We start from the raw sequence: 24773 nt of genomic DNA, 5'->3' as shown, positions 1-24773 counted from the left end.
TTTACCTTGTCTACTTAAGAGGTATCATATCATTTGCCAAGAGTGCTTTTCTTATAGATTAATTCAGACTAGCCTAACTCCTACTAGCGCCGGCAACCAAAAAGGGAGTGAGACAGAACAACTTCTTTGTCTCACTCCCACTAGTTTCAAATATTAGACACTTTAACGCCAACAGTCACTTAGGCTGTTTTTTCTACACTAAGGATTTCTACAGAGTAGCTACCTGCTGGTGATTCGATAGCGACTTTGTCGCCAACTTTCTTACCAATCAAAGCTTGAGCAATTGGGCTTTCATTTGAAATCTTACCTGAGAAGATGTCAGCACCGGCTGCCCCAACGATATGATAAGTATCTTTGTCGTTTGTACCAACTTCTTGAACAACAACAGTTTTACCAATTGCAACCTCGTCATTAGCAACAGCATCACTATCAACGATTTCTGCATAACGAATTTTTGTTTCAAGAATCTGAATTTGTCCTTCAACAAAGGCTTGCTCGTCTTTGGCTGCTTCATACTCAGAGTTTTCTGAAAGGTCACCATAAGAACGTGCAATCTTAATACGTTCTACAACTTCTGGACGACGGACGAGTTTGTACTCCTCCAATTCCGCTTCAAGTTGTTCTTTCTCTGCTTGTGTCATTACATATGTTTTTTCTGCCATTTTTTTCTCTTTTCTATTTTTTGAGCCGTTGGCTGCATCATCAAAATCACTATTCGTTTGCTTGGTTTTAATGAGCCAATCAGACTATTTATCTTTTAGTTTGCTGTTAATGTAAGTTTCAACGTTATGCTGATGCTCTTCATAGCTTTCAGCAAAATAGACATTACCAGTGGTTACATCTGCCACAAAGTACATGTACTTGGTAGATGATGGATTGATAACCGCTTCAATCGCAGACAGACTAGGACTATCCACAGGACCTGGCATCAACCCCTTATGAACATAATCATTATAAGGGGAGTCAATGTTTGTGTCAATAGTTGCATCTTCTTTCAAGGTCGTTTCCTGACCAAGTTTTCCAAGAGCATAAAGAACTGCGATATTACTTTGTAGAGCCATGTCTGAGTTTAGACGATTATAGAAGACGCTAGCAATATTTTTACGGTCGTCATCTGTAGCTCCTTCTTTTTCAACAAGAGAAGCTAGGGTCAAAATCTCATTAACATTGTGTCCACTAGATGAAATCGTCGCATAGTAAGGTGATAGGTAGGTGTCCATCGTTGACAACATTTCCTCTGCCAAAGACTCCACCGTCGTATCATCATGAATGTTATAAGTCGCTGGGAACAGATAACCCTCTAGGACATACTTAGCATCCGTAGAATTCGGAAGGTTTGCCAACAAGGTTGGATACTTCGCTTTCATCTTAGTAATGAAAGCATCATCCTTCATCAATTTCAAGAAATCTTTCGCCTTAAGTCCAGTTGATGATTTTTTGCCTTTTTTAGCTGAAGAATTAACTTCAACTGCCTTGGAAATTTGATCAATGGTATATCCTTCTTTGACTAAGACCGTACCAAGAGATGGCTCCTGAGGTTTATCACTTCCTTTTTTCTGAAGTGCCTCAATAATTTCATCCATGGTCATGCTAGCCTGAAGGTTGTAATAACCACTTTTCAGATTTGAGATGTTCTTAAACTTGGTATAGTAATTAAAGACCTTACCAGACTTAATAACACCAGCTGATTCCAAGAGTTGGCCAATATAACTGCTACCTGAATTTTCGGGAATTTCAACACTAACAAACTTAGTTGAATTAACATCTTTTGCGCCAACAGCATCACTAACATAACGATAACCAAAGAATGTCGCTACTGACAAGATAAGAAGCAAGAAGATAATAATATTTCTTGCAATTTTCCCAGCACGGCGGTTATTTTTATTGCGTTTGTGATTTCGGTTAGAACGTGAAATCGGCTCTTCGTCGACAATGTCAGCCTGTTTACCATCTTTTGGTGAAGACTTTTTCTTCTTCACTTTCTTGCCTTTCTTTTTCTTAGGCTTTCCAGAGGGTTCTAGAGCAATACTCTCATCATCCTCATTACCATCAGCTACTAGCTCTGATTGAACCTTTTCTTGCGACGCTTGGTCACTTGTTTCATGATGTTCCTGCAAGAATGCTTCTTTTTGACGTTCTGAGGTCAATTTGGCCTCCAATTCTTTAGGGTCTGTATAAATAGCTTCGTTAGACTTAGCTTCAATGAGCTCCTTAGCCACATCTGCAGGAATATACTCCTCTTCAGATGCTTCGTTAAGACTAGTCTCCCAAACTGGACGTTTAAAACGGCGTTTCGACGTTTCAGTCTCCTGAGGAATATTTACCTTTGTCTCCTCCTCAATTGGCTCTTTAGGAATAGACGCTAGGTTTGAATGAGCATCAGATACTAAAGACTCCGCTTGGGAATCTGAAAACAAGCCAAGACTATCTTGTTGAGAATCTTGGGCTGTCTCAGAAGTCATAGATTTAGCAAAGGCACTGTGTGAAACAGAATGTGAACTAAAATCTTGGTTACTTACTTTATTAGACGCTGAATCACTACGAGTTGTAGCGCTCTCAGCTGACGTTGAAAGTGGTGTCTCGGGCATAGTTGCACTTTTATTATGCTCCTCCTCACGAAGAGAACGGAGCCGTGTCGCTTCTTGTAAGTCTCGGAGAATCTGATTTTTGAAGCTTAGGCTATCTTCAGAAGCTTCCGAGTGTTCATTAAACTTGTCCGTCAAGGCATACCTCCTCTATAGTAACAAACGCCATTATATCTTAAAAAGTCAGTTAATGCAAATCAATTGGTCCTTTGTCACAGTAACGTAACACTGAAATCAATGGGTTTCTGGGTTCTCCCAGACCATATTATACCAAGAGCTTCCACCATGATTTGATTCTGATTCTCCCTCATCAGTAAAACCATTCATCTCATAGTAGGCAATCAAGTAATCATGACAAGTCAAGCTAATACCTTGGCGTTTTTGAGCAATAGCCAGATCTTTAAGCGCTGCAATCAAGGCTGTTCCAATACCTTGCCCTTTAAAATCTTTGGAGATAGACAAACTAGTAACTGCAATAAAACCTCCTTGACTAGCATTAGGAGCCACCTTATGGAACAGGTCATCTGTGAGGTAACGTTCCGCAATCACAGGTCCTTCGATGTAGCCAGCTACAACGCCATCAATTTCAGCAATTAGAAAGGTATCACAAATCGTCTCTAAACGCTCCGCAATGGCCTCTGGAGTTGCAGCCTCTTCAGGCGAAAAATTTTCTTGTTCGATACGAACAACATCATCCCAATCATCCTCTCGGGCATGTCGAATAAGCATATCAAATTCCTTTCTATTAAGAGAAAGAGCTGAGCGAAATCGCTACAGCCCTTAATCTATTACATATGTGTTTGCAAGCTTGCTAGGAGCTCTTCAAACGAGCGTTCGTAAAGTTGGATGTCTCCAGCTCCCATAAAGACATAAACAGCATTGTCATGGTCAAGGAGAGGTGAGACATTTTCAACTGTAACCACTTTGGCAGATTTATTGATCTTAGCGGCAAGATCTTCAACCTTAACATCACCATGGTCAACCTCACGCGCTGAACCGTAAATTTGTGCCAAATAAACAGCATCTGCTTCGTTCAAAGCTTCAGCAAATTCATCAAGAAGGGCGATGGTACGTGTGAAGGTATGTGGTTGGAAAATAGCAACAATCTCTTTAGATGGGTACTTTTGACGTGCTGCATCAAGCGTTGCAATAATTTCAGTTGGATGGTGGGCAAAGTCATCGATGACAACAGTACCACTGATAATTTTCTCTGTGAAACGGCGTTTAACACCTGAGAAAGTTTTAAGGTGTTCCGCAACCAAGTCCATGTCAAAACCGGCTACATAGAGGTTCCCAATAACCGCAGTTGCATTCAAAATATTGTGACGACCATAGGCTGGCACATGGAATTCTCCAAGGATTTGTCCATCATGTTTCACCTTAAAATTAGACCCTGTCGTTGTACGCACAATATCTGTTGCCATAAAGTCATCATTTTCTTCAAAACCGTAGTAATAGATTGGCGCATTGGCTGTAATCTTACGAAGGTGTGGATCCTCACCGTAAACAAAGAGTCCTTTTTGCACTTGCTTAGCATAGTCATCAAAGGCAGAGAACACATCATCGATACTTGTAAAGTAATCAGGATGGTCAAAGTCAATGTTAGTGATGATTGAGTATGCTGGGTGGTATGGCATGAAATGACGTTCATATTCATCAGACTCAAAGACAAAGTATTGTGCATTAGCAGAACCTCGTCCAGTTCCGTCACCGATAAGGTATGACGTGTCGGTGATATTTTTCATAACATGTGACAAGAGACCTGTTGTAGAAGTCTTACCATGTGCACCTGCCACACCAAAGCTAGTGAATTGATCCATGAAGTGACCCAAGAACTCGTGGTAACGCTTAAAGCTGTAGCCATTTTTAATTGCATAAGCAACTTCAACGTTGTTATCTTCACGAAAGGCATTTCCAGCAATCAATTCAACATCTTCTGTGATGTTTTTTTCATCGAAAGGAAGGATAGGAATACCTGCTTGCTCAAGACCACGTTGAGTGAAGTAATATTTTTCCACATCTGAACCTTGAACCTTGTGTCCCATTTGGTGGAGCATCAAAGCCAAAGCTGACATACCAGATCCTTTAATTCCAATAAAATGATAAGTTTTTGACATAGTTTCTCCTTACAATCGCACTGCGATTAGTTTGCGTCTTCTAAATGCGTCAAATTTAATTCTTGAGCAACTCGGTGTTCACGGTAAGTTTGACGTTCTGGGTAATTATAAACCTGGCTACGTTTCAAGAAGTCATAGCTATTTTTCTTGACGTTCTTACGAGATGGGTTACTAGGCTGTTGATAGGTTGGAGCCACTTCTGCCAAGATGTAAGAATCTTGTTGCAGACGATTTGCCAAGTGATGGATCTTTGAGTGCTTCCCATTAGGCGCTAAAGTTCGCTTGATAGCACTTACAGGAGCTCCCAAGATAGAGGCTGTCACTGGTCCTTTATCCGTTGTTACAGCAGCTGGCTCAACAGTGGCCTCAAAGCTTGGTTTAGCTTCTACCTTAGGCTTAGCAGTCAGTTGGCGGCTATTAGTATGTTTGGTTTGTTGAACTTCTTGGCGGAGGAATTTTTGTCGTTTCTCACGTACATCACGCTTAGCCTTTTCACGGGCTTCCTCAGCATAAGTCATGCCAGCCTCTTGTGTCTCCACTCGTTTTGGAGCCTGCTTACGATTGCTAGGCTTAGCTGACAAGAAATCATAGTTCGGCAACAAATCATTGTAGTCCTTATCTTGGTAAGGGCCACGGATATTTGTGATTAAATCTTCATTTTCGTATAGGCGCATAGAGACCGGTTCTTGCAAGCAAGGTTCCCCGTCTGGGATCAGCGGAAATTGTCGTCTTTGGCGATGCATAAAAGACTTCCTTTCATTTTCGAGATGATGCGTATCTTAATATAAACAATCGGGAATGGGAAGATACGTCTTGCAATATTCTATTATAGCCTAATTCAAAAGATTTGCCTAGTAGCATTTTTACCTCTTAGTATTTCAATATCAAATATAACAAATTAAGATATTGCAATACCAAGAATTTCTTTAATATCCTCAACGGTCATGCTGGCACGGCTTTCATTGCCATCCAAGACGGTTGTTACCAGGTTTTTCTTGCCTTCTTGAAGCTCAAGAATTTTCTCTTCGATAGTCCCTCTTGTAATCAAACGGTAAACTTCGACATTTTGTTCCTGACCAATACGGTGAGCACGACTAATAGCCTGCATTTCTACCGCTGGATTCCACCAAAGGTCAATCAGAATAACCGTATCAGCACCAGTTAGATTCAGTCCCACTCCTCCTGCTTTCAGAGAAATCAAAAAGGCATCTCGACTTCCTTGATTGAAGGCTCTGGTCATCTCCTGACGACTATCAGATGGCGTTGACCCTGTTAGCTTATATGAGGAAATTCCTAATTCTTGTAAGAGACTCTCTGTAATATCTAACATCCCACGAAATTGTGAAAAGATAAGGACACGATGGTCTGATTCCTTAATTTGGCTAAGCAACTCTCTAAGGCTATCTAATTTTCCGCTATCTCCCGCATAGTCCATAAAGAGAGCTGGGGTATCACAGATTTGTCGTAAGCGGGTAATTCCTGACAAGATTTCCACCTTACGACGGTTGATTTCCTGATCACTTGCCGAAATTAATCCTTGTTGCATCTGTTGCAATTGTGCTAAATAGATAGCCTTTTGAGCATCTGACAATTCACTTTGGTGAGTGATTTCAATCAAATCTGGTAGATCAGGAAGGACCTCTTCTTTTTTACGTCTTAGAATAAAGGGAGAAATATACCTAGCCACTTCCTTAGGTGTTAACTTAAGGAAAGTTTTTTTAGCTGGTAAAAGTCCTGGTAGAATAATCTGGAAAATAGACCAAATCTCCAACAAATGATTTTCAATAGGCGTTCCAGATAGTGCTAAGCAATGTGGAACAGAAAAATCACGTAGATATTGGGCAATCTTTGTCTGTGTATTCTTCATGACCTGAGCCTCATCGAGAATGAGATAGTCATATTGGCCAGCCTTGTAAGCATCAAAATCCTGACGGAAGGAAGCGTAGCTTGTAATAATAATCTGGTGGTCTTCAGCAATGATGTCATCACGTTTTGGCTTGAGTCCATAAGAAACCGCTACATCTAACTGAGGGGCAAACTTTTTAAACTCATCCTGCCAATTGTAAATCAGGCTTGATGGTGACAAAACCAAAACTCGTTGTCCTTCTTCTAAATGTGCAGAGAGATAGGCAATAGTTTGCAAAGTTTTCCCCAACCCCATATCATCGGCCAAGATACCGCCAAAACCATAGTGATGCAACATCGATAGCCACTGAACACCTCTTTCCTGGTAGGGACGAAGGCCAGCTTCTACCTTATAGGTTGGCAAATCAAAGGTCTCTGGCTTACTCAAATGTTGCGTTAAGAGTTGGAAATCTTTTGAAAAACGAACAGAATCACTTTCTGAAAGAGCATCCATCAATTGATAGGCAGTTAATTGATTGAGCTCTAGGTGACCTTTTCCTGAGTAACGAGCTCTCAGAGTTTTGAGACTCTCACTAATACGATGCGTCGCTTCGTCAAAAACAATCAACTGACCACTACGATTGATAAAATAGGGCGAGCTTTCCATTAAGGCTGCTAAAGCATGATCCACATCTTCGTCGTCAAGACTCGAAAAATCAAAGGAAATATCTAATAAATTTCCCTGACGCTCTACCTGAACCTGTGGACTCTGTTCAACCCGTAAGTCACGCAACTCCTGTCCAATCAGAACCGTTCCTGCATTTTCAAAATCTGGTAGAGTATTTGTAAAGAAATCATAGAGCTCTTGACTGCTACCTAATCGTTTAGATGACTGAAAATCAGGGGTGAATCCATGTTTAGACATCAAACGAAAAACAGCCTGCTCATGACGATAGTTACTAGTAAATCCTAAATGACTCAACTCTTGGCGATCATGTACCAAGAAACCATCAAAATCAAAGGCTAATGTAAGAATAACCTCACTGTCACCTTTCAGATCAAAGCGAAATCTCGGTGTAAAATCCTTGATATTAAAAGCTTTTGGTGCCTTAACCGGTCCCATAGTCCTAAAATCAAAAAGACTAGCAGCCAAGATGACTTGTTCATCGAGATTAAAGCTGATGTGCTTATTCAAATCGCTTCCGATTGGAAGAGAGCGTAAGCCAACCAAAAGTTTTTGTTGTTTTCGATTCAGACGATAAAAAACACCTTGATAAAAGAGAATACGATTATTAAAAAAGGCCTGACTATTCTTCTCAGCGACAGTCAATTCAATCATCTTGGGCTCGACACAAATATCAAACGAGAAGAGCTGAGCATCAGCAGTCAAATCCTCGACCAAAAGTTGGCGATATTCGGCTCCTTCCCATTCAAACCTAAAGCCATCCAAATCTTGCATCCGTCTCAAACCTTCTTCAAAAAAACCGTAAGGGAGACAAAGGTGACGTGCATTATTCGGTAAAATAAAATCTAAATTAGTCTTGGCTTCATCTGGAATCATCCGTCCTAGAAAGTCTAAAAATTCTTGTGAAGCCTGGTCAAATTGAATAAGTGATAGGGGTTCATAGTAGTTCTTACCTATCTGATAATAACCCTCAGCCTCTACAAGTTTGAGAAAGGCAGGAATATCTCGAATAACATAAGAACGTTCATCTGGTAAGCGACGTAAACGTATACTCCACCAAATCTCTGAACCAAAGGTAGATTCCTCTCCCTCTACCATCAAGCTATATCTAACGGTATCATCTTCATTCAGGGAAAGACCTTCTAAAAATAAACCACCAAAAGAGTGACCTCGCTCTTGGCCTTGAGAGGACTCTTGTTCCTCTTCCAGTTCTGCCAAGAGGCGCTGGCCTTCTTTATCATTTTTTAGATAATACTCAACCGCTGCCAAATGGGGACAATAGCCTTTTTGAGCGAAATAATCACAGTCACACGTGATTTCAGAATCATTGAGTGCATAAATTAAATGATGTTGGTCAACTGTTGTATCCAACTGAGTTTCTGAGACCTGATGAATGGTAATGAGATCCTTTTCAAAAAGTTCAATACCCTCATTACGGACTCTACCCGGCATCAATTTTGCCATAGTATTCACCCCTATCTTATCCCTCTATTATAGCACAAAATCCTTATAAACTAGGCCTTCACCAAGATAAAACAAAAAACACTCCCTAGGGAGTGTCGCAGATTATTATTAATAATCAAGTTTATCTGAGTGACCTGAACCATTACCAACATAGTAACCTGTCTTACAGTTGATACTGAAGAGGTAAGTTCCATCTGGAAGGTACAAGTTGTAGTAACCATTACCATTGATGATGTTAACTGGCTCAAGGATGAAGTTATCTCCTGAGAAGTAACCACGTGAGTGTGATTCATTTATGATCTTATCAAGAACACCATCAGCCCAAGTCCAAGCTGGGTTACTTGTATCTGCTACTACATTTGCATTATAAGGCACACGTGAGCGGTCACGTTGAAGGATTGATGGGTTATAATTTGTGATTCCGCGTGTTACAACTGTTGAAGCTGCAGCTGAGCCACCAGTAGTTCCTCCAGTCGCACCAGCTGAACCTGTTGAACCTGCTGAGTTAGCTGCTCCATTTTGCGCTCCAGATGTATTTGATGCAGCCGCACCACCACCAGTAGAAGCTGCTCCAGACGTGTTATCACCTGAAGGTGCAGCAGGACTAGCAGTATTGGCGCTATCAGCAGCTGTCGCTGCAGATGTTGCGCTCGCAGCCTTAGCTTTTTCTTCAAGCTGAGTCTTACCACCCTTAATCGCTTCTTGGATAGTGCTATCAAGACTCGCATTCCCAGTTGTTGTTACGCTTTCTGGAAGATTATTAAAGTTAGCATCTGATTTAACAGCGATAGAGGCATTATAGCTACCATCTACAAGAGCATCTGACTCAAACTGACTGTTAATCTTTTGTACAGCTTCAATTTGTTTCTTCAAGTTATCATATTTTTTCTTAGCTGCATCATAATACTTGGTTTTCTCCAATTTCTTGAGCAGTTTTTCCAAATCTGATAGCTTACCAAATTGATCATTAGCGAGTTTTGTTTGCTCGTCATCTGTGAAGAAATTCTTATACATTTCTTCGAAGGCCTTATTATCAGCAGCTGCCGTGTCCTTGCTTGATGATGACGTCACTGCTGAAGAAGCTGTGCTTGTTGTTTTTGCCGATTGGCTATGTGTTCCTTTATAAAGAGCATAGCTACCACCAATAATAGCTAAAGCAAGAACTGCTAGAGCACCGATAACAACACCTTTACGACGGTAAACTGGAATGTCACCATCAAAGGCACTCTTATGCGATGGTGAAATAGACTCTGAAGAGATTCTGTCTTCTGCAGATGGGCGATTAACTGTCATAGACACTGTTGGTGTTGTCTCTTCTTCGTCAGCTTTTGCTCCAGTTACGCCTGCCACTGTTGATGCAATAGCCGCCAAATCGATAGTGTCTGAGATAGCAGCATCATCCAACAATGGTTTTGAAGCTTGCGGCTCAGTATCGTCAACATTGGCAACAACAGGATTTTGTGGTTCTGGATCATCGATGTTAGCAATCAAAGGATTGTTATCATCAATATTATCTATCAATGCATCGTTATAGGCTGGCGTTGGCTGATTAGTTGAAGTAGCTGAATCTGCAAGTGCATCACCAAGGTCAAATTTTTCTGTTTCTGACGTGATGAAACGATCAGCATTCGTTGATGTAATGATAACTTCAGAACTTTGACTTTCTGGTTCTGCAATAACCTCAGGTTCAACAGGAGCATTTGGCAACTGCTTGTCAATATGAGATTGAGTTTCATCAGCCTTGTTATCTGTAGCACCAAAACCAAATGTGACTGGTGTTACTTCTTCAGTAGCTGCTGTTGAGTTGATTGACTCATTAGCCATTGATTGACCAATCAAACCTGAATCTGCAAACTCCTGACGTTGCTTTTGAATAAAAGCATCCAAAGGTGATGTGTCGCCATCAGCTTCAATTTTCTTTGAAAATTTTTGTGAGGCAACTTCTTCGCGGTGTTGCTTGATATACTTATCCAAAATGCTATCTGTTTCTGTTACACCAGCATTAATCTCAGCTTCTTTGCGGACAGCCTCACCGACTGTCATTTCCTTGGCATCTTGGAAATCTAGCTCTTGGCTACCTTCATAGCCATTTTGTGTTTTATCTTCTGACACGTTTAATTTACCTTTCTAGCCTCAGAACGGCGAACACGCTCACCAAAATATTGATACAAATCAACACGGAGGGTCCCGTTATAAAGCTTACGTTTTTTATCGGCTTTCATACCGTATTTGCTTTCAAATTGTTCATCGCTGGTCAAGATAAACTTGCTCCAAGTTTTAAGTGGCGCAAAAGTTTGACCCATTTCATTATACAAGATATCCACAGCCTTGTCATCCAACAAACGCTCACCATAAGGAGGGTTTGAAATAATGACACCATTGATTTTATCTGTTTTCAGGTCCTGTAAACGCATTTGTTTCAATTTAATAACATCTTCAAGACCTGCCTCACGAGCATTGGCTTTTGCAATCTCAACCATACGGCCATCAATATCACAACCCATAATGTCTAATTCAACATCATAGTTTGCCTTGCTATCTGCTTCATCACGTACCGACTGTACTAAATCTTTATCTACCCAATTCCATGCTTCAAAGGCAAAATCACGATTAAATCCTGGTGCAATGTTCATACCAATCATTGCAGCCTCAATACAGAAGGTCCCTGAACCACAAGTCGGGTCAATCAACGGTTTATCTGGATACCAGTTACTAAGTTCAAGGATAGCAGCCGCCATATTTTCCTTAATAGGTGCCCCACCTTTATCAGTACGGTAGCCACGCTTAAAGAGACTAGCACCTGTGGTATCAATCAAAACCGTAGCCTTATCCTTTAAAATAGAAACTTCAATCTTAAATTCCGCTCCTGTTTCTTGAAGAGGCACTCCTTCTGGACGGTGGAAATACCTCTGCAATTTCTTAACGACAGCTTTTTTGGAAATCGCCTGAACAGATGGCTCATTATGAAGCTTTGATTTAACACATTTAGCTTTAGAAATCGGGAACTTTGCACCTAGCGGAAGATAATTTTCCCAGTCTAAGGCAAAAACTCCCTGAAAGAGTTCCTCAAAAGTACGTGCTGGAAATTCACCTACTACAATCTTGATACGGTCTGCTGCTCTCAACCAAAGGTTGGTTTCAGCAATTGCACGAACACCGCCTCGGAAACGCACCTTACCATTTTCAACCTGAGTGTCATAACCTAACTCACGCAATTCACGTCCAACCACAGCTTCAAGACCTGCTGCTGCAGTTGCTACTAATGTAAATGTTTCTTTCATTGTCATCCTTTTATCTCATTGTTACAAGTACAAACTTTCTTAACTGATGGCTTATTTTTCCACTCTTTTCTTTAGATATAGTTGTAAAAGAGAGAATTCTTGCTAAAAGAAGGCTGAGACATGTGTCCCAGCCTCACCTATATGCAATTTTCTATAAGCCATGTTTTGTTCCAGAAGTGACTAGGTACCACTTCCTTCGATAATCATCTGTCTACTGCAAAGCAGTCAGGATGGTCCGTTCGTTTCCAGCCATCCCATGCCCCTACCAAAGTTTGGGTTGCTAGCTTGAGGGGTTTACCGCGTTCCACTTTTTAGGTTTCCCTAAAAACTCCGTCACTGTGGCACTTTCAGAGCTACTAAAACCTATCCGAAGACTTAGCCAGTTCACTCGCCGTAACTTGAAAATCAAGTCCCTAGGCTTATTAATTCACCTAGCACAAACACTACTGGCATCACAGCCAGTGCTAGCATGGACTTTCCTCATGGAAGACTAGCAACCATGCGATTATCCAAAAATTGCACAAACCAGTTTTATTCGACGATTTGTTTTCCAAAGACCTCTTTTTCCAAACGACTGATACGTTTTAAGATATCATAGTTTGAAGCCGAAGCAACATTGGCATTCGCACGTGATGGCTCACTTGTCGCGCTTGCGTATGCTGGGCGACTTGCAGGAGCTGAAGAAGTTTTAGCCTTAAGTTTTGCATTTTCTTCTTGCAATTCCTTAACTAGAGCAATATAGACACCGTAATCTTTGATTACATCATCTAAAAACTCATCAACTTCTTTTTTATCGTATCCACGCATGCTTGTTTTAAATTCTTGTTCGTAGATTTTCTTGGGCGTTAAATTAATCTTAGCCATTTTTATTCTCCAATACTTGTCTTTTCTAACTTACTAATACTTTACTGTCTAATGTTTTTATGATACAGAAAAAATGATAAAAATGCAAGTTTAAAATTCAACTAAATCCTATTCTGACATAACCTCATTGAGGTCATCAAAAGTCAAACGTGATACAGGATAATCACTTGCTTCTATCATCATATCGTAAAAATATTTCAGATTTGTTTCATTTTCAGGTTCATAAAATAAATAAGCTTGATCCGTATTATCAATGAGAAACTGATTAAATTGTTTAAACTGAGCTGGAGATTGGTAAGCGGGAAAGCTATACTTGACAAAATCAACCTGCTTAAAAGCTGCTAGTTTCGTTTGATTCGCTTCATTCCAATTCTGACCGTGCGTTTCAAAAGGGAAGAGTGTCGCTAACTTCAAAGGATAGTCTTGCTGAAGTTCTTTGGCCACTTCTAGTGCCCAAAATTCAAAACCGAGGTTGCCGGTAAAAATCATCCAATCCACACCATCATCCAAGAAACGCTTAAAATCACGTTTAATTGCTTTCTTGATAATAGTTACTTTAGGGTCCTTGTCTTTAAAAATACCGAGTTCAAAGCTCTTATAACCAGTTACCAGTAGTGATGTCATTTATTGTTTTCCTCGTTCATTTTATGGTATAATAAAATAGTCTTTATGCATATCTTATAAAGAAGAAGGGAAAGAAATGGTAAACTATCCCCATCAGATATCTCGTAAGATAGCACAAGTACGTCCTAAAAAATCAAATAGAGTTGACTTTGCCAATCGGGGGATGAGCTTTGAATCTGCTATTAACGCGACTAATGATTACTATTTGTCGCGTGGTTTAGCCGTTATTCATAAAAAACCTACCCCTGTTCAAATTGTCAAAGTCGATTATCCCAAACGCTCACGGGCAAAGATTGTAGAAGCTTACTTTAGACAAGCTTCTACTACCGACTACTCCGGCGTTTACAAAGGATACTACATTGATTTTGAAGCCAAAGAGACACGACAAAAGACATCCATGCCTATGAAAAACTTTCATGCGCATCAAATTGAGCACATGTCTCAGGTCATCAGTCAAGATGGGATCTGCTTCGTGCTACTTCACTTCTCGACGCTTAAGGAAACCTACCTTCTGCCTGCCAAAGACTTAATCGCTTTTTATCAGATTGATAAAGGGACGAAATCAATGCCTCTTGATTATATCAAAAAAAGAGGCTATGCAATTGCAGAAGCAGCTTATCCTCAAGTTCCTTACTTAGAAATCATTGAAAAATTATTAGGTGGTAACACATAATGGCTAAATTTAATTTCAGCAACTTTAAAGAATCACTTAACGGTTTGACTAAACGTGCTAAAAACATCAAGGTCAAGCGTTCAGATTCTTCTCGCTATGGCAAAGGAAAACGCTCTGCCGCTTCAGACCAAAGTTTGGGCTGGCGTATTGCAAAATACGGATTTATTGGACTGCTTACTTTCTTTGTAGTCTGTGTCATCGCTGGTGGTAGCCTCTTTGCCTACTATGTTAGCAGTGTTCCTAAACTTACCGAGAACAAACTGCAATCAACAAACTCAAGTAAGATTTACGACGCTAATGGTAGTCTTGTTGCCGACTTGGGAGCTGAGAAACGTGAGAGTGCATCAACAGATGAAATTCCAACAACTCTAGTTAATGCCATCACCTCTATCGAGGATAAACGTTTCTTCACTCACCGTGGGATTGACGTCTACCGTATCATGGGGGCAGCTATCAACAACCTTCGTCGTAGCAGCACCCAAGGGGGGTCTACGCTCGACCAACAGTTGATTAAGTTGGCTTACTTCTCAACTAACACTTCTGACCAAACCCTTAAACGTAAGTCACAAGAAATCTGGTTGTCACTCCAAATGGAGCGTCAATTCACAAAACAAGAAATCTTGACCTTCTATATTAATAAGGTTTATATGGGTAATGGTTACTACGGTATGAAGACTGCAGCTAAATCTTACTTTGGTAAGGACTTGAGTGACCTCTCTGTTGCCCAAGCGGCTCTTCTTGCTGGTATTCCACAAGCACCAACACAATATGACCCTTATGCTAATCCAGATGCTGCCAAAGAACGTCGTAACACTGTTCTTGACGAAATGTATGAAGACAAGAATATTTCTAAAGAAGAGTACGAGCAAGCTAAAGCAACTGATGTATCAGATGGCCTTCTTCCACTTACGAAGAAAGCTAGCTATGAGCCATACTTAGATAACTACATCAAACAAGTTATTGAACAGGTATCTACCGATGCCAACACTGATATTTACTCAGCAGGTCTCGACGTCTACACTAACCTTAATCCAGATATTCAAAAATATATCTGGAACGTCTATAATACTAACGACTACGTATACTATCCAAACGATAGTCTCCAAGTTGCTTCTACTATTATTGATGTTACTAATGGTCGTGTCGTTGCCCAATTGGGTTCACGTCACCAAGACGAAAACGTTGCACTTGGTACCAACCAAGCTGTTCAAACAGACCGTGACTGGGGTTCTGCAATGAAACCAATCACTGACTATGCTCCTGCTATTGAAAAAGGTGTTTATACAAACACTGGTACGACTGTTTACGATAATCCTTACAATTTCCCAGGTTCTTCAACACCAGTTTACAACTGGGACCGTAAGTATTACGGAAGCATTTCATTGACTTATGCGCTTCAACAGTCACGTAACGTTACAGCCGTTAAAGCTCTCCAAGCTGCTGGTTTGGAATATGCACAATCCTTCTTGAAAGATTTGGGTATCGAGTATCCAGAAATGTACTACTCAAATGCCATCTCATCTTCAACATCATCATCAGATTCTAAGTATGGTGCATCAAGTGAGAAGATGGCCGCAGCTTATGCAGCCTTTGCAAATGGTGGTACTTACTATAAACCATCTTACATTAAATCAATCAAGTTTGAAGACGGTTCAACTAAATCATTTGATTCTAAAGGTGTCGAGGCCATGTCGCCACAAACAGCCTACATGATGTCAAGCATGTTGAAACAAGTAATGACAGGTGGTACAGCAACTGAAGCTTATGTCCCTGGTACATTCAATGCTGGTAAGACTGGTACATCTAACTATGATGACGATGAATACTACAAGGTACAAAAAGAAAGTGGCGTCTATGCTTATCTTATGGTTCCAGATGAAACTTTCGTTGGTTACAATACTAAGTATTCAATGGCGATTTGGACAGGTTACAAAAACCGTAAAACACCACTTCATGATTCAGACCTTGACATTGCTAAACAAATCTACGGTGTAACAAGTGGCTACCTTAACCAGATGTATGGTGCGGGTTCTGAAGATTTCGATATGCCTAGCGGTGTTTATAATAATGGTAGCTATGTCTTCCTTACTGGTTCTTCAACATCAAATGTTTACACAGGATCACTTGGAACATCTAGCTCATCATCAAGTTTAGACTCAAGCCAAAGCAGTGACTCATCAAGTTCACAAGATAGTCAACAGTACGGCCCTGATGCTTCAACAAATCCATCGACATCGGCCTCTAACGGTTCTGAACATTCAAATTCAAACACTGCTACAGCAGAAGAATAAGAAATAAAAGGGTTATCCGAATGGATAACTCTTTTTTTACCGATAAAATTTAAAGAAGCTATATAAAACCACTAGCATCATTTCCAGTGGTTTTATATATTGTCTTATTTTGAAGCAAGGGCTCCCATTGGGTCCCAAGGAGCAAGTACTTGTGGCTCTGCTTCATAGGCTGCTAATTCTTCAGCTGTAAGGAAGTCTTTGCGAACAACGATTTGATAAGTGTATTCATCCATCCAGGCATCGGAAGCGACAAAGTAACCTTTTTGTCCGACCTTGTCTCCCCAAGAGTTTTCAACCTTCCATTTAATAGGTTTACCATCAGCATCCAAATCAACCCCAGTCAATACCATGGCATGAGTCATGAGAGATTCATTGTAGTCTAAACGTCCTGCCTTGTCTTGAGTCAAGTTAATATCCATGCTAGCTGTAAAGTCATAAACATTAGTTGCAAGAATACCTTTTTGACGGTCTGAAACTTGACCAACATCTGAACCAAACCAAACAGTCTCTCCAGCCTTCATCTGTGCAATGGCAAGCTCTTTGAAACGATCCATTGGGAGGTTAATATAACGAACACTTGGTGCACCCACAACATTACCCAACATCTCAACAGTATAAGATTTCCCGAAAGGTTTATCAGCTGTTGGAGCGTTGATGACTGACACATAGTCGCTGAGTTTTAGACCCACATATTTTTCAAAGAAAGCTTGTGGTGTGATATTTTTCTCAGATTGATAGTTGTCATCTTTATCTCGGTAGGCAAAATCAAACTGACGTGGTGGTAAACCAAGAGTCATGGCAAGATAATTGAAAATTTCTTGAAGAAGCTCTTCCTTCTTAGCTTGAACAGCAGCTTGATCAGCACCACCAGCAATCAAATCACGCAAGATTTGAGCATCTTGACGAAGAAGCTTATTGAGGTATTGATTAAGCTCACGACTATTGCTTGAAGCTACAGATTCTGGATAAACTGATTTTGGCACAACACCATATTTTTCAAAAAGTGATACGACCATATCCCATTGTCCACCATCTTGTTGTGGGGTATCCAAAAGGAATTTAACCTTACGACTGCCAATCTCTTGATCTGCTGTAGCAATGATTTGTTCCAAGAACCAGTTCGATTTTTCATACTTGTCCCAGAAGAAGGTGTGGGCTTGAGAAAGTTCGAAACTTTCCAATTTAAAGTCTGAGATTAATTTGTGACGGAAAGTATTTAGTGCCGCAAACATCCAGCAACGTCCTGAAGCTTTCTGGTTAGACACCTCATCTTTAGTCAAATCGATTGAGAAAACATGGTCGTTTTCAACTTCTGATTGACGTGTTTCGATGGATTTGAGCAAGCCATTATGAGTTACAGCATTCTCAATAGCACTGTACTTGGCATTGGCCTCATATTCTGCAAATAGTTTATCTGTGAAATCTGTTGATAGTGAAGTCATAAGATTCCTCCTTTTAAGCCTTATTCTTCTCTATTTTATCACTAATTTCTGAAAATTCAATTTAAAAATACCCCTAGGTTAAACCTAGGGGTAGGACAATCTTATTCAACTTTATCAAACTGCGTTTCAGGTGCTGGTTTCGTTGGTTGACAAGACATGATAAGGAGGACAATGCTTCCAATCAATGAGAAGATAACCAAGATTGGTACAAGCCCTATATAACTTAGAAGTACCCAAGCCGGATGAAAGCCTGCATCTCTTAAACGACGGATTTGTAGAGACAATTGAGGGATAAGTTCAATTAAGCTAAAAAGCATTAGTGGCCAAGCATAGGTAATAATTATTTTTTGCAGTTCAGTCTGATTATTCAACAGAGCTGGGTCACTAAGGTCAACATTACTGAAGAAAGGAATAAGAACACAAAAAACAGTAAGAATAGTAATAATAATGACATTAACCAAGTAAGCCCACCAGTAGTCTGGACGAGTCGAACGTCCGCTAAAATCAAAGGCACGTTTCCAAAAATCAATATAAGCTTTGATCATAATTCATTTCTCCTCTTATTTCCAAAACTCATCAAAAATAGTGATTGGCAAGTGACGTTTGTGTTGACCTTTACGCCACCAAGACTCAATAGTTTCCTGAGCTTTGGCTGAGACTTCCTTGCCTTCAAGGTAATCATCAATTTCACGGTAGGTCACACCAAGTGCCACTTCATCAGCGATTCCTGGTTTGTCCTCTTCCAAGTCAGCTGTTGGCACTTTTTCATAAAGGGCCTTGTCCGCACCAAGTTCTGCAAGAAGGGCGGCACCTTGACGCTTGTTTAGACGAAAGAGCGGCAAAATATCCGCACCACCATCGCCAAATTTTGTGAAGAAGCCAGTAAGGTTTTCAGCGGCGTGGTCTGTCCCGATAACTGCCCCACTATTTTCTCCCGCAACCGCGTATTGGGTAATCATACGTTGACGGGCCTTGATATTCCCCTTGTTAAAGTCAGAAACGGTTACGCCTGCCTTGGCAAGTTCAGAAACCTGACCATCAACAGCTTCTTTGATGTTAACTGCAAGACTCACATCTGGCTTGATAAAAGCAAGAGCACGTTGGGCATCATCTTCATCTGCTTGGACACCGTATGGTAAACGAATGGCGATAAACTGATAGTCTTTTCCTGTCTCTGCACGGAGCTCTTCAATCGCAAGTTGTGCCAGACGACCAGCCAATGTAGAATCTTGACCTCCTGAAATTCCCAAAACATAGGTTTTTAGGAAAGGATGCTTTAGCATGTAGGCCTTCAAAAAATCAACAGATTTTCGAATCTCTTCTTTTGGATCAATGCTAGGTTTAACGCCTAGTTGAGCAATAATAGTTTCTTGCAAAGTCATAATTTCTCCTTTTACTCTGACAAGTCATGGGCTTTCTTACGGACATTATCAATCAAGGTCATCTTGTTTTCCCAGACATCTTTAGCCAAGTCAACTGGATAATCTTGAGGGTTAAGCACGCGCTTGTACTCATTCCAAAGCTCATCCAATTCCTTAGTCGCATAAGCCTTGATTTCATTAAGACTAGGCAAGTCATAGATGAGTTGCCCCTTGTCGTAGATTGGGACCAAGAGTGGCACTGCATCAAAATCACGAACAGTCTTATTAATGTAGGTGTATGTTGGGTGGAACATATTAATTTCTTCTAGAGCATTAACATCCGTGTCTGCGAAAGTGATATAGTCACCTTCTGATTTGCCCTTAGCACGACTCGTAATACGCCACACTTGCTTCTTACCTGGTGTCGAAACCTTCTCAGCATTGTTGGACAACTTGATAGTATCATGCATGACTCCTTGATCATCTTCCATTGAGACAATCTTGTAGACAGCACCCAAGGCTGGTTGATCATAGGCAGTGATAAGCTTAGTACCCACTCCCCAGACATCAATCTTGGCCTTTTGCATCTTCAAGTTGAGGATGGTATTTTCATCAAGGTCATTTGAAGCATAAATTTTGGCATCAGGGAAACCAGCTGCATCCAGTTGCTTACGGACCTGCTTCGATAGATAAGCCAAGTCACCTGAATCAAGACGAACACCCAAGAAATTAATCTTATCACCTAGCTCTTTAGCGACACGGATAGCATTCGGAACACCAATCTTAAGGGTGTCATAGGTATCTACAAGGAATACACAGTCCTTATGAGTAGATGCGTAGGCTTTAAAGGCGTCATAATCGTTGCCATAGGCTTGAACAAGAGCATGGGCATGTGTACCAGAAACTGGGATGCCAAAAATCTTGCCGGCACGTACATTTGACGTTGCATCAGCACCACCAATCACGGCTGCACGTGTTCCCCAGATTGCTGCATCCATCTCTTGTGCACGACGTGTCCCAAATTCCAACAAAGGAGCATCCTCAATGACAGAACGAATACGAGCTGCCTTGGTAGCAATAAGAATCTGGTAATTGAGGATATTTAGCAAGGCAGTCTCTACTAGCTGACACTGAGCCAAGGGACCTTCCACTTGGAAAATCGGTTCATTAGCAAATACCAAATCACCCTCAAGTGCTGAATTGATAGTCAACTCGAGTTTTAGGTTGGCTAGATAGTCCAGAAAATCCTCAGGATAACCTAAATCTTTTAGATAAGCAATATCAGTTTCTGAGAAGGTCAGATTTTCAAGATAGTTGACAATACGCTCCAGACCTGCGAATACAGCAAAGCCATTTTTAAACGGAAGTTGACGGAAATAAACTTCGAAAACGGCCTTTTTATTGTGAATACCTTGGTTAAAGTAAACCTGCATCATATTGATTTGATACAAGTCAGTGTGCAAGGTTAAACTGTCATCTTTATACATGGAATTCCTCCTATCGAATAGGTACTTCTTTTTTTGTTATTAATAGCCTGTATATGCTGACTATTATAGCATTTTTGAGCAATTGTCTCCACTTTTCAGAAAGTTAATTATTGTTTGGATTTTCCGAATTTTCTAATGCTTGTTTTGACAAAAAAGAGTAGCCCGAGGAGACTACTCTTTATTTCTATTCATATCTTAGGGACTCGACAGGGTCCATTTTACTGATTTTACGGGCTGGAAGGTAGGCTGACACATAGCCCATCAAGAGTGAGAAGCCAAACATGATGAGAATTGAGGTCAGATTTAGGTCAAACACCTTGCTGACACTTGGGTAGAGATGTGAAACAATCATGTTGGCTAAGCTTCCAATACCCTGCGATACAAGGAGGGCAAGAGCTAGTGAGGTACCCGTAATCCATAGGGCCTCATAAACAAAGATAGCTTTCACGTCACGATTAAGATAACCGACAGCCTTCATAACACCAATCTCTTTTGAGCGTTGCATAATATTAATATAGATGATAATTCCAATCATAACAGCTGAAACTAGGATAGCTTGTGACGAAAGGATAATCAAGAGGGCCTGGATCACACGGATGAATTTAATAATGACATCTAGGATGGCCTGCTGTGAAAGAACCAGATACTTCTTGTTTTTCTGCAATTTTTTAGTGACTTCCTTAGTCTTGGCTGGATCTTTGAGCTCCAAAAGCATGTAAGAGACTGTTTTGGTAAAGCCATTTTCTTTGAGCAATTCTTCCAATTGTTTAGCTGGCATATAGCTATTGCTCTCTTCAGCATCCTCGCTGTCATCAACAATACGGACAATCTTAGTCTTGATATCCGCTACTTTAGTTCCCTCAGCAGTATTTTCAACAATCTGAGCTGAAATTTCTTTACCGATAAAGTCTTTAGCCTTGAGCTTCTTCCCTGTTTCTTGGTTGTAGCGTTTGACAAAACTCATCGGAAGGGTTAAGCCATTTTCATCTTCAGATTTAAAAGGTTTCCCAGCTGAAATTTTATCCTTATCATTGCGAGATGTAGAGATTTTTGTGTTCTTGTAAAGACTGATAACCTGAGAATAGTTAGGAAGGTCCTTACTGAAATCCATGGTCTTGCCATCAAGGGTAAGACTTGCCATATTCATTCCAAAGGGACTCTCCAAATACTTAATGTCATCACTCTTAATCTGATTACGAATAAACTTCTCATCATCCGCATTTAGAACCCCTCTGGCTGCTGATTTAGCACTAAGACTGATCTGAATTTGGGATGGAATGTTGCCACCATCGGTACTGTCATTAATCATACCAACAATAGCATTTCCCAAACCAAAGGAAATTAGGACACCGATAAAACCAATGGAAGTTGCCGTCGCAATCAAAAGATTACGCCACTTACGTTCCATAAAGTTGTTCAATGACAATTTGAGCTTGTTCTTGAGGGTCAACCCCTTATTTTTCGATTGTTTCAACGACTTCACCATCCTTCATTTTAATGACAACATCCGCATAATCCGCCACTTCAGGGTTATGGGTTACGATAATCACAGTTTTACCTGCCTCGGCTAGCTCTTTAAAAATGTCGAGAACATTTTCCTGAGACTGAGAATCAAGAGAACCTGTCGGTTCATCAGCCACAATCATTTCTGGATTATTGACTAGGGCACGGGCAATGGCCACACGTTGTTTTTGCCCACCAGAAAGCTGCTTAACATTTTTCTTGATAAAGTCTCCGATTCCAAGACGGCTAAGCTCCCTTTCCGCAATCTCGGCCATCTCTTTATCAGTCATATTTTTAACGTAAAGAGGCATCTTGACATTTTCAAGGACTGATTGATGAGAGATAAGATTGAAATTTTGAAAGACAAAGCCAATGTGAGCCTTTCTAAAATAGGTCAAGTCACGCTCTGAAAAATCTCGCATGTTTTGATTTTTGAAATAAAGATTTCCTTGATACTGACTATCCAGACCACTAATAATACTAAGCAGACTGGTCTTACCACAGCCAGATGGACCGTAGATAGCAGTGATCTTTCCTGGTGCAATCTCAAGTGTAACATCGTTCAAAGCGCGCTCTTGGTTCGTACCGTCGAGATTATAGTACTTTGAGATGTGGTCGATGGTTAAAATGGACATGAGTTCCTCCGTAAATTTGGTTTAGATTAGAATTTGATTAGTTTCTATCTGATTACCTGCAAGAAATTTTCAAGCAAAATAACAAAAACCGTTAACTAATCGCCTTCTAAAACGATACATTAATTATAATCATTAAATGATTATAAAAATAGTGACATAAATGTCACTATGGCATGAAAAAAGCCAAAGTCCCTAAGACTTTGGCTTTAGTTTATTGACAATAAATACGAATAGCTTCTGCGAGAAAAGTGGCAGTCCCTGCTCCTCCAACTTTATCAATAAAACTAGAAAAGCGATTATCTGTTTGATACATCTGACCGAGACCAGCTAATACCGTTTGGTCACATGGATAAAAATGCTGACTAATATAGTCTTGTAACACCTTTACTTGCTCCTGAACACTATCATCCCCAGGATTATACTCCTTGAGCTGTCCAAAGGTAGACATGATTGCAGTCATCTCTTTTGTAACTTCAGGGAAGGATTCCTCTCCCTTAGCCGCAAAAGCTTGATAAGCTTCTGTCTGACCCCATCTAGCCTGAGCTTCTTCCTGAAAGGCTTCTACAGCTTTTTGATCAAATGCTTCAAATGACATTTCTTCTTCCTCCATTTGTAAGGCCTTGGCATGAGCTATGACGGCTTCTAAACGGGACCTTTTCAGCTCTAAGAGCTTAATCTGATCCCTAAGCGCTTGAACTTTGTCATAACCTGGTTGACCTACGATTTCCTTAATTTTTTTGAGAGGAAAGTCTAACTCACGGTAAAGCAATATTTCTTGCAAACGGACAACCGCATCGCGATTATAGTAACGGTAACCATTTTCAGCCACAACTGACGGTTTCAGCAAATCAATTTCGTCATAATAATGAAGGGTGCGTACACTGACACCTGATAGTTGGCTCACTTCTTTTACAGATTTCATTAGAACTCCTCTCTGATTAAGAGTATAGGCTATGACGTGGCGTGAGGGTCAAGAGGAAAAAGAGTATTTTTTTGAAGTTTACTATAATTTATTACTTTTCTTTTTCTGGCTTCGACGATGCAGTAAAGCTTGATTAATACGCTGTGTTCTCATATGCATTTGCCAAATGAGATAAAGCCAGATAATAATATAAACAAAAATGAAAACAATCCAGATAGCAGGGTTCGTTAAAGCCTCATACCAGCCTGATATCAGACAAGTCACTGTAAGTACAATCGCCGTCAACAAGAAATGCAAGACTACTCTTAATCTGTACGACATGCGGTCAAGCTCTTCCAAAATCCACGAGAGCATTCCCATTAAACCACTCATCATAAAGAGGGCTAAAATATTTCCTACACTAACTTTGGGATAGATAATCTGGGGAAATAATTGACCAAGTAAAAGGAGTGCAAGGTAAAAGAACGATCCCGTTCTCACGCCGGATACAAAATAAGCAATTAAACGTTTCATTGGTTCCTCCTACACCCCTAAATAATCCATCAAAGATTTGACATATTTTCGGCTGACACTAGACTTAACTCCACCTGTCATTTTAGCCATCATATTGCCAGAAAAACTATCCGATAGTGATTCCAAATGATCTATATTCATAACAGCATGACGTGATATCTGTAAAAAACTTCGACGATTGATGCGATGCTGAAAGTTTGTCAGTGTCTCTCTCATCGTATAGGTATTGTTTACGGTATAAATCGTTAACACATTCTTCTCAATCTCAGCTAGAATAATGTCATCAATTTTTACCATAACCAAATGATCATCCGTTTTAATAGGAATCACCACTTGATTTACAACTGAAAATTGTTCGAGATAATCCATTACCTCTCGTGCTTGATCAGACAATCGCTCTGCTTGGATGACCACACAGGGATCCTTTACCGAAATATCTGATTTTTCTTCAAAACGAAGTTTCATTCCTATTCCAACTCTC

The 24773-nt window shown here is 40.3% G+C and carries 21 protein-coding genes and 1 other RNA gene; 2 read left to right on the top strand and 20 right to left on the bottom strand.

Going from position 1 to position 24773, the window contains the following annotated elements; genetic code table 11:
• Positions 1 to 179: 179 nt before the first annotated feature.
• From greA to HMPREF2607_RS01725, 11 genes are all read right to left on the bottom strand, one after another.
• Positions 180 to 662 (bottom strand): transcription elongation factor GreA, encoded by a 483-nt coding sequence (greA, locus tag HMPREF2607_RS01775; RefSeq protein ID WP_002883697.1) that lies wholly within the window; start codon positions 660 to 662, stop codon positions 180 to 182.
• A gap of 84 nt (positions 663 to 746) precedes the next feature.
• A complete protein-coding gene (gene mltG / locus HMPREF2607_RS01770; RefSeq protein ID WP_002883612.1) occupies positions 747 to 2723 on the bottom strand; it encodes an endolytic transglycosylase MltG in 1977 nt (658 codons plus the stop codon).
• A 96-nt stretch (positions 2724 to 2819) separates the two neighbouring features.
• Positions 2820 to 3314: a GNAT family N-acetyltransferase gene (locus tag HMPREF2607_RS01765; RefSeq protein WP_002883611.1), complete on the bottom strand. Its 495-nt coding sequence runs from the start codon at positions 3312 to 3314 to the stop codon at positions 2820 to 2822.
• Between the two features lie 59 nt (positions 3315 to 3373).
• Positions 3374 to 4702, bottom strand: coding sequence for a UDP-N-acetylmuramate--L-alanine ligase (gene murC / locus HMPREF2607_RS01760; protein WP_070475516.1), 1329 nt, complete (start codon positions 4700 to 4702; stop codon positions 3374 to 3376).
• Positions 4703 to 4728: 26 nt separating this feature from the next.
• Positions 4729 to 5445: a divisome accessory protein ZapJ gene (locus HMPREF2607_RS01755; protein ID WP_014633860.1), complete on the bottom strand. Its 717-nt coding sequence runs from the start codon at positions 5443 to 5445 to the stop codon at positions 4729 to 4731.
• A 155-nt stretch (positions 5446 to 5600) separates the two neighbouring features.
• On the bottom strand, positions 5601 to 8696 hold the full coding sequence (locus HMPREF2607_RS01750) for a pilus expression-regulating Snf2 family helicase (RefSeq protein ID WP_064521157.1): 3096 nt from the start codon (positions 8694 to 8696) through the stop codon (positions 5601 to 5603).
• A gap of 108 nt (positions 8697 to 8804) precedes the next feature.
• Positions 8805 to 10808, bottom strand: a complete 2004-nt coding sequence (locus HMPREF2607_RS01745) for a cell division site-positioning protein MapZ family protein (protein WP_070475513.1) — start codon at positions 10806 to 10808, stop codon at positions 8805 to 8807.
• A 2-nt stretch (positions 10809 to 10810) separates the two neighbouring features.
• On the bottom strand, positions 10811 to 11977 hold the full coding sequence (locus tag HMPREF2607_RS01740) for a THUMP domain-containing class I SAM-dependent RNA methyltransferase (protein ID WP_070475528.1): 1167 nt from the start codon (positions 11975 to 11977) through the stop codon (positions 10811 to 10813).
• Between the two features lie 149 nt (positions 11978 to 12126).
• Positions 12127 to 12494: RNase P RNA component class B (gene rnpB / locus HMPREF2607_RS01735), an RNA gene on the bottom strand.
• Between the two features lie 14 nt (positions 12495 to 12508).
• Positions 12509 to 12841 carry a cell division regulator GpsB gene (gpsB, locus tag HMPREF2607_RS01730; RefSeq protein WP_002883687.1) on the bottom strand — a complete coding sequence of 111 codons (333 nt, stop codon included), beginning with the start codon at positions 12839 to 12841 and terminating at the stop codon, positions 12509 to 12511.
• Positions 12842 to 12949: 108 nt separating this feature from the next.
• Positions 12950 to 13465, bottom strand: coding sequence for an SLOG family protein (locus HMPREF2607_RS01725; protein WP_021143524.1), 516 nt, complete (start codon positions 13463 to 13465; stop codon positions 12950 to 12952).
• A gap of 76 nt (positions 13466 to 13541) precedes the next feature.
• On the opposite strand from HMPREF2607_RS01725, the gene recU reads away from it, so the two are divergent.
• Entirely contained in the window at positions 13542 to 14138 is a 597-nt protein-coding gene (recU, locus tag HMPREF2607_RS01720; protein ID WP_002886506.1) for a Holliday junction resolvase RecU, read from the top strand.
• Positions 14138 to 16429 (top strand): penicillin-binding protein PBP1A, encoded by a 2292-nt coding sequence (pbp1a, locus tag HMPREF2607_RS01715; protein WP_070475511.1) that lies wholly within the window; start codon positions 14138 to 14140, stop codon positions 16427 to 16429. Before recU ends, pbp1a begins: the two co-directional genes overlap by 1 nt.
• 104 nt (positions 16430 to 16533) lie before the next feature.
• Here pbp1a and pepC read toward each other — a convergent pair whose 3' ends face one another.
• The 9 genes from pepC to HMPREF2607_RS01670 form a co-directional block, all read right to left on the bottom strand.
• Entirely contained in the window at positions 16534 to 17871 is a 1338-nt protein-coding gene (pepC, locus tag HMPREF2607_RS01710; RefSeq protein WP_070475508.1) for an aminopeptidase C, read from the bottom strand.
• Positions 17872 to 17972: 101 nt separating this feature from the next.
• Positions 17973 to 18416 carry a DUF805 domain-containing protein gene (locus HMPREF2607_RS01705; RefSeq protein ID WP_060973143.1) on the bottom strand — a complete coding sequence of 148 codons (444 nt, stop codon included), beginning with the start codon at positions 18414 to 18416 and terminating at the stop codon, positions 17973 to 17975.
• A 15-nt stretch (positions 18417 to 18431) separates the two neighbouring features.
• Positions 18432 to 19253 (bottom strand): ammonia-dependent NAD(+) synthetase, encoded by an 822-nt coding sequence (gene nadE / locus HMPREF2607_RS01700; RefSeq protein ID WP_070475506.1) that lies wholly within the window; start codon positions 19251 to 19253, stop codon positions 18432 to 18434.
• Positions 19254 to 19264: 11 nt separating this feature from the next.
• Positions 19265 to 20719 carry a nicotinate phosphoribosyltransferase gene (locus HMPREF2607_RS01695; RefSeq protein WP_070475504.1) on the bottom strand — a complete coding sequence of 485 codons (1455 nt, stop codon included), beginning with the start codon at positions 20717 to 20719 and terminating at the stop codon, positions 19265 to 19267.
• Positions 20720 to 20903: 184 nt separating this feature from the next.
• A complete protein-coding gene (locus HMPREF2607_RS01690; RefSeq protein WP_083278649.1) occupies positions 20904 to 22205 on the bottom strand; it encodes an ABC transporter permease in 1302 nt (433 codons plus the stop codon).
• Positions 22174 to 22857 carry an ABC transporter ATP-binding protein gene (locus HMPREF2607_RS01685; RefSeq protein WP_021143517.1) on the bottom strand — a complete coding sequence of 228 codons (684 nt, stop codon included), beginning with the start codon at positions 22855 to 22857 and terminating at the stop codon, positions 22174 to 22176. Before HMPREF2607_RS01685 ends, HMPREF2607_RS01690 begins: the two co-directional genes overlap by 32 nt.
• A gap of 211 nt (positions 22858 to 23068) precedes the next feature.
• Positions 23069 to 23779, bottom strand: coding sequence for a MerR family transcriptional regulator (locus HMPREF2607_RS01680; protein ID WP_021143516.1), 711 nt, complete (start codon positions 23777 to 23779; stop codon positions 23069 to 23071).
• An 81-nt stretch (positions 23780 to 23860) separates the two neighbouring features.
• Complete coding sequence (locus HMPREF2607_RS01675; RefSeq protein WP_037610676.1) at positions 23861 to 24292, bottom strand: DUF3021 family protein; 432 nt, start codon at positions 24290 to 24292, stop codon at positions 23861 to 23863.
• A 9-nt stretch (positions 24293 to 24301) separates the two neighbouring features.
• Positions 24302 to 24757, bottom strand: coding sequence for a LytTR family DNA-binding domain-containing protein (locus HMPREF2607_RS01670; RefSeq protein WP_037610678.1), 456 nt, complete (start codon positions 24755 to 24757; stop codon positions 24302 to 24304).
• Positions 24758 to 24773: the final 16 nt, after the last annotated feature.

It is taken from the genome of Streptococcus sp. HMSC078H03, assembly GCF_001808655.1.
Classification (GTDB): Bacteria; Bacillota; Bacilli; order Lactobacillales; family Streptococcaceae; genus Streptococcus; species Streptococcus salivarius_G.
This window is presented reverse-complemented; position numbering and strand designations above follow the sequence as displayed.

Coding starts and splice junctions, on each gene's coding strand:
- HMPREF2607_RS01740 (WP_070475528.1), bottom strand. CDS start 11,977: ATGAAAGAAACATTTACATTAGTAGCAACTGCAGCAGCAGGTCTTGAA.
- greA (WP_002883697.1), bottom strand. CDS start 662: ATGGCAGAAAAAACATATGTAATGACACAAGCAGAGAAAGAACAACTT.
- murC (WP_070475516.1), bottom strand. CDS start 4,702: ATGTCAAAAACTTATCATTTTATTGGAATTAAAGGATCTGGTATGTCA.
- gpsB (WP_002883687.1), bottom strand. CDS start 12,841: ATGGCTAAGATTAATTTAACGCCCAAGAAAATCTACGAACAAGAATTT.
- recU (WP_002886506.1), top strand. CDS start 13,542: ATGGTAAACTATCCCCATCAGATATCTCGTAAGATAGCACAAGTACGT.
- HMPREF2607_RS01685 (WP_021143517.1), bottom strand. CDS start 22,857: ATGTCCATTTTAACCATCGACCACATCTCAAAGTACTATAATCTCGAC.
- nadE (WP_070475506.1), bottom strand. CDS start 19,253: ATGACTTTGCAAGAAACTATTATTGCTCAACTAGGCGTTAAACCTAGC.
- HMPREF2607_RS01750 (WP_064521157.1), bottom strand. CDS start 8,696: ATGGCAAAATTGATGCCGGGTAGAGTCCGTAATGAGGGTATTGAACTT.
- HMPREF2607_RS01680 (WP_021143516.1), bottom strand. CDS start 23,779: ATGAAATCTGTAAAAGAAGTGAGCCAACTATCAGGTGTCAGTGTACGC.
- HMPREF2607_RS01695 (WP_070475504.1), bottom strand. CDS start 20,719: ATGTATAAAGATGACAGTTTAACCTTGCACACTGACTTGTATCAAATC.
- HMPREF2607_RS01675 (WP_037610676.1), bottom strand. CDS start 24,292: ATGAAACGTTTAATTGCTTATTTTGTATCCGGCGTGAGAACGGGATCG.
- HMPREF2607_RS01705 (WP_060973143.1), bottom strand. CDS start 18,416: ATGATCAAAGCTTATATTGATTTTTGGAAACGTGCCTTTGATTTTAGC.
- HMPREF2607_RS01765 (WP_002883611.1), bottom strand. CDS start 3,314: ATGCTTATTCGACATGCCCGAGAGGATGATTGGGATGATGTTGTTCGT.
- HMPREF2607_RS01755 (WP_014633860.1), bottom strand. CDS start 5,445: ATGCATCGCCAAAGACGACAATTTCCGCTGATCCCAGACGGGGAACCT.
- pbp1a (WP_070475511.1), top strand. CDS start 14,138: ATGGCTAAATTTAATTTCAGCAACTTTAAAGAATCACTTAACGGTTTG.
- HMPREF2607_RS01670 (WP_037610678.1), bottom strand. CDS start 24,757: ATGAAACTTCGTTTTGAAGAAAAATCAGATATTTCGGTAAAGGATCCC.
- pepC (WP_070475508.1), bottom strand. CDS start 17,871: ATGACTTCACTATCAACAGATTTCACAGATAAACTATTTGCAGAATAT.
- HMPREF2607_RS01725 (WP_021143524.1), bottom strand. CDS start 13,465: ATGACATCACTACTGGTAACTGGTTATAAGAGCTTTGAACTCGGTATT.
- HMPREF2607_RS01690 (WP_083278649.1), bottom strand. CDS start 22,205: ATGGTGAAGTCGTTGAAACAATCGAAAAATAAGGGGTTGACCCTCAAG.